11 protein-coding genes are annotated in these 13,479 nt (G+C 40.0%); 8 read left to right on the top strand and 3 right to left on the bottom strand.

The window, feature by feature from the left end:
• Positions 1–4 precede the first annotated feature (4 nt).
• The 5 genes from astE to DK924_RS06115 all read left to right on the top strand — a co-directional run bounded on the left by astE (position 5) and on the right by DK924_RS06115 (position 5,616).
• Entirely contained in the window at positions 5–1,057 is a 1,053-nt protein-coding gene (gene astE / locus DK924_RS06095; protein ID WP_109874606.1) for a succinylglutamate desuccinylase, read from the top strand.
• A 265-nt stretch (positions 1,058–1,322) separates the two neighbouring features.
• Positions 1,323–2,537: a thiamine pyrophosphate-dependent dehydrogenase E1 component subunit alpha gene (locus DK924_RS06100; RefSeq protein ID WP_008466734.1), complete on the top strand. Its 1,215-nt coding sequence runs from the start codon at positions 1,323–1,325 to the stop codon at positions 2,535–2,537.
• A complete protein-coding gene (locus DK924_RS06105) occupies positions 2,537–3,514 on the top strand; it encodes an alpha-ketoacid dehydrogenase subunit beta (RefSeq protein ID WP_010390106.1) in 978 nt (325 codons plus the stop codon). The genes DK924_RS06100 and DK924_RS06105 overlap by 1 nt, the downstream gene beginning before the upstream one ends.
• An 8-nt stretch (positions 3,515–3,522) precedes the next feature.
• Positions 3,523–5,097 carry a dihydrolipoyllysine-residue acetyltransferase gene (locus DK924_RS06110; protein WP_055012096.1) on the top strand — a complete coding sequence of 525 codons (1,575 nt, stop codon included), beginning with the start codon at positions 3,523–3,525 and terminating at the stop codon, positions 5,095–5,097.
• Between the two features lie 159 nt (positions 5,098–5,256).
• The gene (locus DK924_RS06115) at positions 5,257–5,616 is read left to right on the top strand and encodes a DUF805 domain-containing protein (RefSeq protein ID WP_010390103.1); all 360 of its coding nucleotides are present in this window, start codon (positions 5,257–5,259) and stop codon (positions 5,614–5,616) included.
• 58 nt (positions 5,617–5,674) lie between these two features.
• Here DK924_RS06115 and DK924_RS06120 read toward each other — a convergent pair whose 3' ends face one another.
• The gene (locus DK924_RS06120) at positions 5,675–6,847 is read right to left on the bottom strand and encodes a putative manganese transporter (RefSeq protein ID WP_109874607.1); all 1,173 of its coding nucleotides are present in this window, start codon (positions 6,845–6,847) and stop codon (positions 5,675–5,677) included.
• An 88-nt stretch (positions 6,848–6,935) separates the two neighbouring features.
• Positions 6,936–8,561: a M28 family metallopeptidase gene (locus DK924_RS06125; RefSeq protein WP_109874608.1), complete on the bottom strand. Its 1,626-nt coding sequence runs from the start codon at positions 8,559–8,561 to the stop codon at positions 6,936–6,938.
• A 107-nt stretch (positions 8,562–8,668) separates the two neighbouring features.
• On the opposite strand from DK924_RS06125, the gene DK924_RS06130 reads away from it, so the two are divergent.
• Genes DK924_RS06130 through DK924_RS06140 form a run of 3 tightly spaced genes read left to right on the top strand, consistent with a single transcriptional unit; the run spans position 8,669 to position 11,467 of the window.
• On the top strand, positions 8,669–9,481 hold the full coding sequence (locus tag DK924_RS06130; RefSeq protein ID WP_109874609.1) for a DUF3025 domain-containing protein: 813 nt from the start codon (positions 8,669–8,671) through the stop codon (positions 9,479–9,481).
• A complete protein-coding gene (locus tag DK924_RS06135) occupies positions 9,478–10,266 on the top strand; it encodes an ABC transporter ATP-binding protein (protein ID WP_075169185.1) in 789 nt (262 codons plus the stop codon). The genes DK924_RS06130 and DK924_RS06135 overlap by 4 nt, the downstream gene beginning before the upstream one ends.
• Positions 10,259–11,467 (top strand): ABC transporter permease, encoded by a 1,209-nt coding sequence (locus DK924_RS06140; RefSeq protein ID WP_109874610.1) that lies wholly within the window; start codon positions 10,259–10,261, stop codon positions 11,465–11,467. Before DK924_RS06135 ends, DK924_RS06140 begins: the two co-directional genes overlap by 8 nt.
• Before the next feature lie 180 nt (positions 11,468–11,647).
• On the opposite strand, the gene DK924_RS06145 is transcribed toward DK924_RS06140, so the two are convergent.
• Positions 11,648–13,372, bottom strand: a complete 1,725-nt coding sequence (locus tag DK924_RS06145) for a proline--tRNA ligase (protein WP_109874611.1) — start codon at positions 13,370–13,372, stop codon at positions 11,648–11,650.
• Positions 13,373–13,479: the final 107 nt, after the last annotated feature.

Genomic DNA, 13,479 nt, shown 5'->3' on the forward strand with positions numbered 1-13,479 from the left:
AGTGATGTCAGCCACTTCAGAATATATTAATCAATTAAAACATGATGGTGATTTTTTAACGCTTTCTCGAAACCATGAATGGCATTTGGATGCAGGCCAATTTACCCTTGATAATAATACGCAAGTAACCGTGCATGATACCGGTGTAATTGAATTTGAGCCTGATTGTATAACGTCAAAGAATGTGGTGCTTTCAAGTGCAATTCATGGCAATGAGACAGCCCCTATAGAAATTTGCGATGAACTGATTAAACACATTATTAGTGGAAAACTTGAATTACAACAACGGGTTTTATTTATTTTTGGTAACCCTCAGTCAATTAATATTGGTAAACGCTTTGTAGAAGAGAACTTAAATCGCTTATTTAATGGGCACCACACTGTTGATGGCATCGCGATGAACGACGAACGTATTCGTGCTGCAAAACTTGAACAGTACGTTAGCGATTTTTATGCACGCTCAGAGCAGGGCACATATCGCTGTCATTATGATTTACATACCGCTATTCGTGGTTCTAAAAATGAGAAGTTTGCTGTTTACCCATTTTTACATGGCAAGCCTTGGAAAAAGTCGCAACTGCAGTTTTTATTGAGTTGCGGAGTTAATACGGTATTAATGATGAAATCACCCGCTACCACGTTTAGCTACTATTCATCGTTTGTGCATGGGGCTGATTCGTTTACCGTTGAGCTTGGGCAAGTAAAACCCTTTGGTGAAAACGACATGTCGCGCTTTGCAAAAACCAAGCAAACATTAACTGCATTAATTAGTCAAAAAGAAGTGGAATACCCTAAATTTAATGCAAGTGACTTTGAGTTGTTTTCTGTTCATCGCACAATTAACCGCACAGAGCAAAACTTTAGCTTCCCGTTTTCTGATGATGCCGAGAACTTTACAGGCTTTGCAAAGGGTGAGCTTTTAGCAACTGATGGTGATAATGCAATTTATGCGGACGTAGAAGGGGAAGCGATTATTTTTCCTAACGCACAAGTTGCTATTGGACAACGTGCACTATTAACGGTTGTGCCTATGCAGGTGGATAGTCGTTTTAGCTAATTCAACACATCAGACCACTTGTTATGAAAGTTTAACCAACTGATTAATAAGTGGTTAATTATATGTATAGTTAACTTGCCAGTTTTTTGCTCAATATTTACTTTTGTTTGGTCACAGTTTTGTTGAATAACACTTTACGTTAACGTAAAGTGTTGGCAGCTTTAATTAAATACAGTGCAGATGTTGCAAAGTTTATTCAGCAACAATCACCCATAATAATAATTTAAAGGGGCACTGTGATACCGACAACAAGAGAAGGTAGGTTATGAGTAATCCCAATAACGTATCGCTGAATATTAACCATGAGCTTGAGTTTATCGACGGTCACGCGCTTAATATTCCAACCCTTAGTATTTTAACTGAGGACGGCGACATTCATCCTAGTGCTCCTGCACCTGACATTTCTAAACAAACCGCTATTAAATTATACGAAACCATGCGTTTTATTCGTTTATTGGATGAACGTATGCAGGGTGCTCAACGCCAAGGCCGTGTTAGTTTTTACATGCAGTGTTTAGGTGAAGAAGCGGCGGTAACAGCCTCTGCGGCAGCCCTTGATCAAGATGATATGATTATGGCGCAATACCGTGAGCAAGCGGCGTTGCACTACCGTGGTTTTACGCTTGACCAATTTATGAATCAGATGTTTTCTAATGAACTAGATCTTGGTAAAGGCCGTCAAATGCCGATCCATTATGGTTCTAAAGCACTTAACTACATGACAATTTCATCGCCATTAGGAACTCAAATCCCACAGGCCACCGGTTATGCATACGGTCAAAAAGTAAAACATATCGATGCTAAAACAGGTGAACTAGCAAGCACTATTGATAACGTCACCATTTGTTATTTTGGTGAAGGTGCCGCTTCAGAAGGTGATTTTCACGCAGGTCTTAACATGGCTGCAGTGCACAAGGCACCGGTTATCTTTTTTGCACGTAACAATGGTTATGCTATTTCTACCCCAGCTGATGAACAATTTAAAGGTGATGGTATTGCATCGCGTGGCGTAGGGTATGGTATTAAAACCATACGTGTTGATGGCAGCGATGCACTCGCTGTTTATGCAGCAACTAAAAAAGCCCGAGAAATTGCAGCAACCCAAGGTGAACCTGTACTTATTGAATCGATAGCTTATCGTTTAGGCGCGCACTCAACGTCAGATGATCCTAGTGGCTACCGTTCAAAAGATGAAGAAGCAAACTATAAAGCGTGCCCAATAGAGCGCTTTAGAAAATGGCTAGTAAAACAAAACTGGTTAGATGACGCAGAAGATATAAAAGCGAAAGAAACAATTCGTGATGATATTTTGGCGGCACTTAAACGCGCTGAAGTAATTGATAAACCAGCCTTAGAAGAGCTGATTTCTGATGTGTACGATACACCAATTCCATCTTTACAACGCCAATATGATGAGCTTAAAACACATATAAAAGCCCATCCTGATGCCTACCCAACAACAGCAGGGAGAATTAAGTAATGGCTAAAATGAACATGCTACATGCAATTAATTCTGCTTTAGATATCACTATGAATGAGCACCCTCAAGCGTGTATTTTTGGTGAAGACGTTGGTTATTTTGGCGGTGTTTTTAGAGCAACATCAGGCTTACAAGAAAAATACGGTAAGCACCGAGTATTCAACACGCCGCTTACAGAGCAAGGCATTTTAGGTTTTGCTAACGGATTGGCCGCATTTGGTGCACCAGCGCTTGCTGAGATTCAATTTGCTGATTACATCTTTCCTGCGTTTGATCAAATTGTGAATGAATCTGCTAAGTTTCGCTACCGTAGCGGTAATGAATTTAACGTAGGTAATCTAACAATACGAACACCTTACGGTGGCGGTATTGCTGGTGGTTTGTATCACTCGCAATCACCAGAAGCATATTTTGCTCATACGCCAGGGTTAAAAATTGTCGTGCCGCGTAATCCTTATCAAGCTAAAGGCTTACTACGCGCATGTATTAAAGACGATAACCCAGTGCTATTTTTTGAGCCAAAACGCTTATATCGCGCATCTACGGGTGAAGTGCCAGAAGAAGATTACAGCATTGAACTAGGCAAAGCCGAAGTGGTTCAAGAGGGCACTGACGTTACTTTATTGGCGTGGGGGGCACAAATGGAAATTGTAGAAGCAGCTGCTAAACAAGCCAGCGAACAAGGTATAAGCTGTGAGGTAATTGACCTTCGCAGTATTCTACCATGGGATGTTGAAACGATTGCTAAGTCAGTGACAAAAACAGGCCGGCTTATTGTTAGTCATGAAGCGCCTATTACCAATGGTTTTGGCGCCGAAATTGCGGCAACCATCGCTCAAGAGTGTTTCTTGCATTTAGAGTCACCTATTTTACGTGTATGTGGTTTAGATACACCATACCCGCTGGCGCTTGAAAAAGAATATGTTCCAGATGCATTGAAAGTAATGGCCGCAATTAAACAATCAGTGAACTTTTAGGGGTTTCCATGGCTAAAGATTTTATATTACCCGACATTGGTGAAGGCATTGTTGAATGCGAAGTAGTCGAATGGCTGGTACAAGAAGGTGATACAGTAAAAGAAGATCAGCCTATTTGTGATGTGATGACAGATAAGGCCTTAGTGCAAATTCCTGCGGTACACGATGGGGTGATCACTAAGCTACATTGCAAAAAAGGCGATATTGCTAAAGTGCATGCGCCGTTATTTGCAATGGATGTTGCCGGGGAAGCACCCAGCGAAAAGACTGAAACATCATCTGCACCAACATCTACTCGTGAACACTTAGAAGATTTTATCTTACCCGATATTGGTGAAGGTATTGTTGAGTGTGAAATTGTAGAGTGGTTAGTAGCAGAAGGCGATGAGATTGAAGAAGACCAAGCTGTTTGTGATGTAATGACTGATAAAGCGTTGGTACAGATACCGGCTAAATATACCGGTACTGTACAAAAGCTATATTATCAAAAAGGTGAAATTGCCAAAGTACATAGCCCGTTGTTTCAAATGACCATAGCAGGTCAAGCTGCAAAAGAAGATGTTGATGTTAATCAAGCGGTCGTAAAAGCACAAAGCAATGCAACTACCGATTCACCGGCTAAACAAACACAACCACAAACTGCGATTGTTAACGAAAAAGCAGTTGCCTCACCTGCGGTTAGACGTAAAGCGCGAGAGCTTGATGTAGATTTAACTTGCGTACCAGGCAGTGGTAAAAATGGTCGTATTTATAAACAAGATATTGAAGCATTTATAAAAAATGAAGTGCCATCTGGTATGGATACTTCTGAGCTTAACAAGCCACAAGCTTCTGAGAGTAAAAAAACCAGCAGTACTGAACATACAGCGAGCACAGGTGGAACGCGAACAGAAGCGATTAAAGGTATTAAAGCGGCCATGGCAAAACAAATGGTAGCGTCGGTTTCTACTATTCCACACTTTACCTACAGTGATGAAATTGACTTAACTGATTTAATTGCACTTAGAGCTGATCTGAAAGAGCAATATAAAGCTCAGGGTGTTAAGTTAACTATGATGCCGTTCTTTATTAAGGCGTTATCGTTGGCAATGAGTCAATTCCCAGTACTTAACTCAAAAGTAAATGATGATTGTAGCGAAATTACTTACTATGACGATCATAACATTGGGGTTGCAGTAGATTCTAAAGTAGGTTTATTAGTGCCTAACATTAAGGCTTGCCAAACAAAAAGTATTGTAGAGGTTGCTAACAGTTTAACTCAGCTTACTGATTCTGCTCGCGAAGGGCGAGTTGCACCTGATGATTTAAAAGGTGGCACTATTAGCATTTCTAACATTGGTGCAATTGGCGGCACTATTGCAACGCCAATCATAAATAAGCCAGAAGTCGCGATTGTTGCACTTGGTAAATTACAGCACCTTCCACGCTTTGATCAGCAAGGGCAGGTAGTTTCACGTGCAATTATGCAAGTAAGTTGGTCAGGTGATCACCGTGTAATTGATGGCGGCACTATAGCGCGCTTTAATAATTTATGGAAAGAATACCTAGAACAGCCAGCTAAAATGATGATGGCAATGCGCTAATTCTTTTTGATGATTTATTAAAAAACTATTTAAAAAACCAGCATAAAGCTGGTTTTTTTCTTTAATAAATTTATATTATTAATTAAGATACAAATGTAACCAAATAGGTAACACTGTACGCCCTTTAGGGAATATAAAAAATAACATTAAGGAAATTTTATGGAACATTATATGAATGCACTGCGTAGCTACGCAGATTTTTCAGGACGTAATCGCCGCAAAGCATTTTGGATGTTTATGTTAATTAATTTGATTTTTTCGCTTTTAACAAGTGTTATAGATGGTATTACAAACACAATGTTTGTAAGCACAATATATAGCTTGGCTTTATTGATTCCTCAACTAAGTGCGGGTGCTCGCCGTCTTCACGATACTAATCGTTCAGGTTGGTGGCAATTACTGTGGCTAGTGCCAGTGATTGGCTGGATCATTTTGATTATCTTCCTAGCGCAAGACTCGCAAGAAGGTGAAAACGATCACGGTGCTAACCCTAAAGAAGTTGAACTACACACTGCTTAATTAGGTAACTTGTAAACATTTTAAGCTCAGCCATTGCTGAGCTTTTTTATGTAAAAAATTAAGTTACAAAGTAATACAGTCCATAACCAACCATCAATGCCGGTATGGCGGTATAAATTGTAGCAATAATGGCCGCTCTGGGTGCCATAGCAATGGCAGGGAAAAGCGCATCGCCATCGTTGGAGATGGCGTTCGCTGCTAAAGCACTAAACGGTATCACACCTTGAATGTATAAAGTGGTGACAATGATTTGCGGTCCACAACCGGGTAAGAAGCCAATTAATACCGCAATTAACGGCGCTAAATAGGCATAATTTACAAACCATGTTTTTAAATCAAGGCCAAACACGGTAACCAATAGTTCAAATAACACAAAGGAGGCAACCACCCACGCAGTTACAAAGTGAGTATCTTGCAGTACTTTTGTTATTTTTGAAGGCGGGCTGCATACATCGTCTTCTGAGGTTACTTCCTTATAGCTTTCACCTTTTGATGATAGCGCCCACATAAACACAACAAACAATGCCATTAATGCGCCAAAAAAACTGACTGCGGTCACTGTGTGCTTACCAAATTGGCTTAAATCAATATTAAACGCCAGTACAAAAGCAATAAGTAACCCAGGAATAATAGCCATTAACCAAATAGGCTTGCTCAACTTTATTATTTTGGTTGGCAATACAGTCACTGGCTGTGTTTGCTTTTGATTGGTAGGGCATAAATAACCCGTTTTATGTAGTTTATTAACCAGTAAGCCTGTTAGCGTTCCAACGACTAAGCCTATTGCCATTATCGATAACCCGTCAGTAGGGCGGGTAGCTAATAATAAAAATGCGGCATCACCCATTGTAGCCGTTAATACCGCAACAATAGCCCCAAAGCTTGCTTGTCCCTTTGTAAATTGGGTAACCACAATGATTGCACCACCACACCCTGGCAGCATACCTAAAAAAGCAGCAAAGCTGACCTCTAATACAGGAGACTTAGCATTTAGATAACGAAGCTCTAGTTGGGGTAAATGATCAATCGCGTAGTAGTAAATAAATAGGGTCGCAGCAACAAACACACTGACTTGAAAAAAAGCATCACTAAGTGCAGTGATTGTTATAGTGCGTAAGCTGGGCAGGGCTAAACAAACTAAAATTAACAGGGGTAAAATTAGGCGTTTATTTTGATGAAAAATACGTTTTGCAGCTGGCGAAATAACTCCCAATTGTTCTGTTAAAAACATACAGTACGACCTAATTAATAAACTAGATCGCACTGTACTATTTTATTAAATGATAATCAATATCATTTAGGTGGTTGCTTGAAAACGTTTATTTACGTTGAAACTCTGAGTTTTCATTCCAAGTAGGCCATTGAGTTTGCTGTGAAATATCAAAACCTACTTTATAAAATAGTTGTAAATCTTGAACCGCACCTGATAAATCCCACTCATCACGATATCTATCACAAGGCTGGTGGTAACAACCGCGCAATACTAAACTCATACGCTTGCGATAATTAGCCGTTTCTTCGTCAAATGCTTCTGAACCACCACCGGCATACATAGCAGGTACACCCATATTGGCAAAGGCAAAGTGATCAGAGCGGTAGTAACCACCTGAAGATGGTTTAGGGTCGCCCGATACTGTTCTGCCTTGCTCTTTTGCAGCAGTTGCTAATAGTTCATCCATTTGCGATTTCCCAATACCCACCACACTAATATCTTTTACTTTTCCTAATAGGTTTAAGCTATCCATATTAATATTAGCAACGGTTTTATTTGCCGGAATAACCGGGTTAGCGGCGTAATATTTTGAGCCAAGCAAGCCTTGTTCTTCAGCGGTTACCGCTAAAAAGGTCATTGAGCGGTCAGGGCGTTTACCTAGTTTAGTAAAGGCTTCAGCCACTTCGATCATACCGGCTGTACCTGTCGCATTATCGTGGGCACCATTATAAATTTGATCGCCTTTACGATTTTTATCCGTTCCTAAATGATCCCAATGCGCAGAGTAAATAATATGCTCATCTGGCGTTTTACTACCGGGAAGAGTGGCAATAAAGTTATAAGATACCGATTTTTTGATGGTATTTTTTACATTCACAGTGGCAGCTAAATCGCCCATATCTACATGGTAAGCACCTTTAGCTGCTTCTGCTTTAGCAGTATCAAAATCAAGGCCTGCTTTAGTAAATAGCTCTTTTGCTACATCAACAGTAACCCAACCTTCAACAGCAACACGATCCATGTTGTTATTATCTTTTACAAAACCAAACTGCTCGCCACTCCACGAGTTCTCAACCACTGACCAAGGGTAAGAAGCAGGAGCCGTTTCATGAATGATAATAGCGCCCGCTGCACCTTGACGGCTTGCTTCTTCGTATTTATAAGTCCAGCGCCCGTAATAGGTCATGGCATCACCGGTAAATAAGTTTGGATCTTTAGTTGCAAAACCAGGATCATTTACCAGCATCACGACGGTTTTACCCTTAACATCTAGGCCTTCGTAATCATTCCAGTTATATTCAGGTGCGTTAACACCGTAGCCGACAAATACCAGCTCTGAATTTTCAATCCCTTCTTGCGCACTTATACGGCTACTACCCATTACCATGTCTTTTTTGTATTGGTAGTTTTTACCGCCAATATTAAGCACCATGTCAGAGTCTGCTTCTAATGATACAAGCGGAACTTCTTGGAAAAAACTATCACCGTTACCCGGTTCAAAGCCCAATGCAGTAAATTCTTTTGTTAAGTAGTCAAGCGTAAGCTTTTCACCTTCAGATGAAGGAGCACGACCACCAAACTCATCAGAGGCTAACACTTTTACATGCTTAGCAATTTCATCGGCTTGAATGCTGTTATAGCCTTTCGCGACATCGTCAGAAGTGATACTTGTTGTTGCACAACCCGCTAGAATCGCGGTTGTGATTAAGGTCAAAGAAAAATAACGTTTCATATTGGCTCTTTTTTTGTTCTAAGTGGCCCTAGTATATGAACTTCTGTTAATTAGAACCAGTTTTTGCGGTAAACTGTTAGGGATAAAAATGTACAGTAAAGGTAACAATGAAGCGTTTTACTCCCCCAGAACAATTTCAAGCAACGAGCCTAAACACAGGGGCATTTGCTCACTTACGTCAGCTGTTTAAAATTCATCAACAAACAGACTGGCCAGAACCTGCGTATTTTGCCCCGTACTTAAATGCCATAAACGCAAATAATCTCCCCATTCGTTTTATCGATGATGCAAAGGTTGACTTTGCTGAGCGCTATTATGAACAAGTTATTTTTGAAACTGGGGAAGTACCTACTCGCCAGCAAAATTGGCATGATCTGTTTGGTGGTTTTATTTGGTGTTTATTCCCAAAAACAAAAGCCCTAATCAATCAGCGTCATGTAGATGAAATAGCAGTCCATGGTTTAAAACAACGCAGTAAACATCGTAACGCATTAACCCTGTTTGACGAGTGTGGCGTAGTTTTAGCTATTAGTGATTCTAATTGGAAAGCATGCTTAAGAGACCACCAATGGAAAACAGCATTTATAACGCATAGAGAGCAGTGGGGTAAAACTATAGCGCCATTCATGTTTGGCCACGCTAATTACGAAATGTTGACCAAACCTTATATTGGGCTCACAGGCAAAGCATTATTTGTGAATGTACCCGGTGAAATATTTTGTAAAGATTTAGTAACGCAATATCAGTACCTAGATAAGCAACTTTATGAGATGATTAAAAATGATGATTGTTTAGCCGATAATAAGCAGCTTTCACCCTTACCCTTATTAGGTGTTCCTGGTTGGTTTGAGGAGAATAACAATTCATCATTTTACGACAACACGGACTATTTTAGACCGAAACGAAGGACACGAAAATGATAGAAGTCACCGCGCTTAAGAAGAAGTTTAAGCTCACCAAAGATCATAAAAAAAATAAAATAGATGAAGTAGACCCACGCGAAGATAAAGACTTTTTTCATTCAGTAAAAAATGTCAGCTTTAGCTGTGCTAAAGGCGAAGTATTAGGGCTGTTAGGGCCTAATGGTGCGGGTAAAACCACCACCTTAAGAATGATTTCAACCGCTTTAAAACCGGATGATGGCAGTATTACTATTGCCGGAAACGATATAATTAAAAAGCCACTGATTGGGCGTAAATCTATCGGGTTTTTGTCTGGCTCTACTGGTTTATATGGCCGTTTAACGGTAAAAGAAAATATCGAATATTTTGCAAAGCTACATGGCATGAGTAAGCAGGCAATCAAGGCACGCTGTGAAGAATTATTTACCTTACTCGATATGCATAAATTTATTGATAAGCGTGCTGAAAACTTATCAACCGGTATGAAGCAAAAAGCCAATATAGCGCGTGCTGTGGTGCATCACCCAGACGTTGTTATTCTTGATGAGCCAACTACCGGGCTTGATATTATGACCACGCAAACAGTAATTAACTTTATTAAAGGCTTAAAAGCACAAGGCACTCCGGTTATTTTTTCTACGCACCATTTAGATGAAGTTGCGCTTTTATGTGACCGTGTAGCGGTTATTAATGAAGGTGTAAGTTGTTTTGATGGCACCCTCGCTGAATTTAAACAAGCAGGTAACAGCGAAGAATTAAACCAAGCGTTTATGAACATATTAACGGAGAAGCAAGATGTTTGAAGTTTTTAAAAAGGAATTAACCGAGCTGCTACGCGATAAAAAAACCTTGTTGTTCGTGGTAGTATTTCCGATTGTGGTTTTTCCGTTGTTATTTGCTGTGGTTGCGTTTATTTCTTCGCAAGCCGCGCTTGATGCAGAGCAAAAAGTGAATACTTATGCGATTATCAATGGCGACTTTGCCCCAGAATTTACTGATAAAGTGTTTTATCATAAAAGCTTTGAGTTATATAAAGGCGATAAAACTTTTAATAGTGTTGAGGAGCTAAAAGCAGGGGTAACTGCTGGCGATATCGACATGGGAATATACTTACCAAGCGATGCAGTAAAAACATTAGATGATAAAAAGCAAAGTGAATGGCAAGTTGTATTTAATGATTCAAAATCAATTAACTTCTTATTTGAGCGAGTAAAAGAGCTTGCTAAAGAGTACAGCGATACACTTCAAGAAAGTAAACTATTGAGCTTTGGTATTGATAAAAGCGCTCAGCAATCTATTTTAAAGCCAATTAATGTGGTTAAAGTTGATACTGCAGACAAACGTGAAAACTTAGGTGAAAAAGTAGGTGGGTTTTTACCTTATTTACTTATCCCGCTAGTGCTAATGGGGGCAACTTACCCAGCAATTGATTTAGGCGCTGGCGAAAAAGAGCGTGGTACTTTAGAAACGTTATTACTTACCCCCATTACTCGTACAGAGCTAGTATTGGGTAAATTTATTACTCTACTCACAACTTCAATCGCATCAACTACTATCACCGTGATTAGTATGGGGTGTTGGATAGCATTAGCACTGGCATTTGCTGATCTAGAGTTTATTAAAGCCGCGTTTAGTACATTAGGCATTTCAGACTTGCTGATGATTTTTGTATTATTATTACCAATTGCAGCTATTTTTTCTGCATTAGCATTGGCTATATCAATCTATGCACGTTCGTTTAAAGAAGCGCAAAATTACATGACGCCATTAAGTATGGTGGTATTTTTCCCAATTATTATCTCCATTATGCCTAATATGGAACTGACCGCTAAAACAGCCTTTATTCCGGTTACTAACGTCGCCTTAGCGATTAAAGAAATTATTAAAGGCACAGTCGATTACACGCTGGTGGGATTAATATTTTTGGCTACGGCACTGATAGCCGGTGCACTATTGGCATTTTGTGTTAAGTGGTTTAACCGCGAAGACGTGTTGTTTAGATAACCATCTAAATTGCAAAGTATAAAAAAAGGTCGCACAGCGACCTTTTTTTATAAATTATTAATTATGAGACAGTGCTATTTGCTTAATTTAAGCTCTGTGTTTGAAAATTACTAGATAAGCAATCAATAAAAAACCGCTGTATGAAAAAATCATACAGCGGTTTTTTAATTAGATTATTATTTATGATTTAAATTGCGCTTTAATAGTTTCAATCGCGCTATCGATATCAATCATAAGTTTTTCACCGGTGCGACGGTTTTTAAGTTCTACCTTATTCTCATCAAGGTTACGCTCACCAATGACAAGCGTGTAAGGTACACCAAGTAATTCCATGTCGTTAAACATAACACCAGGGCGCTCTTTACGGTCATCAAATAGCACATCTAGGCCTGCATCTTTTAAACCTTGATAGAGGTTATTAGCAATATCAGGAATACGATGCGATTTATGCATATTCATTGGCACAATTGCTAAATCGAAAGGCGCGATAGCTTTAGGCCATGTAATACCGTATTGGTCGTTATTTTGCTCAATAGCTGCAGCAACAATACGTGATACACCAATTCCATAACAACCCATAGTCATTATTTGGTTTTTACCTGATTCGCTCAGTACACCTGCTTTTAATGCTTCTGAGTACTTAGTACCTAGTTGGAAAATATGACCCACTTCAATACCGCGCTTAATTTGTAACGTGCCTTGACCACATGGGCTAGGATCGCCTTCTACAATATTACGGATATCAGCAACTTCGTAGTTTGTTACGTCGCGATCCCAGTTAATACCGCTAAAGTGCTCATCATCTTTATTGGCACCGGCTACAAAATCAGCCATTACATTCGCAGTTCTATCAACAATAATAGGCATGTTTAAGCCAACAGGGCCTAAAGAGCCTGGTTTTGCGCCAATGGCAGCAACAATATCTGCTTCGGTTGCCATTTCAAGTGGAGAATCAACCAATGGGTGCTTTTCAGCTTTGAGTTCATTAAGTTCGTGATCGCCACGCAGTACTAATGCAACAAGCCCGCGTACGCCGTCTTCATTAGGAGTACCATAAACCACTAATGTTTTAACACCGCGATGGGTTTTTACGCCATAGTGTTTTTTAAGCTCATTAATTGTTTTAGCATCAGGCGTTGGGAATGCTTTTAACTCTTTGCTTGCTTGTGGGCGAGCTTCAGTTGGCGCTAATGCTTCGGCTTTTTCAATATTAGCGGCGTAGTCGCTGGCATCACTAAAAGCAATGGCATCTTCGCCAGATTCAGCAAGTACATGGAACTCATGCGATACACTACCGCCAATAGAGCCTGTATCTGCAATTACTGGGCGGTAATCTAAGCCTAAACGTTCAAAAATATTACAGTAGGCTTTGTGCATTACTTGATACGTTGCATCTAAACATTCATCGGTTAAATGGAATGAGTAGGCATCTTTCATAGTAAATTCACGGGCACGCATAACACCAAAACGTGGGCGACGTTCGTCACGTACTTTAGTTTGTACTTGGTACAAAGTAATTGGTAGTTGTTTGTAGCTGTTAATTTCTTTACGAACAAAATCGGTGATCACTTCTTCATGGGTAGGGCCCATGGCAAATTCACGATTATGACGGTCGGTAAAGCGCATTAACTCAGGACCAAACTCACTCCAGCGGCCAGACTCTTCCCATAAATCAGCAGGCTGAATAACAGGCATAAGCATTTCAATTGCGCCGGCTTTATCCATTTCTTCGCGTACTATGTTTTCTACTTTTCTTAGCACACGTAAGCCAGAGGGAAGCCAAGTGTATAAACCCGAAGCGACGCGACGGATCATTCCGGCTCTAAGCATTAATTGATGCGAGACAATTTCCGCATCGGATGGCGTTTCTTTAAGTGTAGCGAGTATATATTGACTAGTACGCATGTTTTTTCCGAAATAGAGTGATATGTTCTTTTAATTAAGGCGATCAGTTTACCAGCGGTTGCATTGACACTAAAGCGCTAAGTGATTTTTTATCGAATTTTATAGCC

Origin of the sequence: Pseudoalteromonas sp. meg-B1 (genome assembly GCF_003173795.1) — a bacterium.
Classification (GTDB): domain Bacteria; phylum Pseudomonadota; class Gammaproteobacteria; order Enterobacterales; family Alteromonadaceae; genus Pseudoalteromonas; species Pseudoalteromonas undina.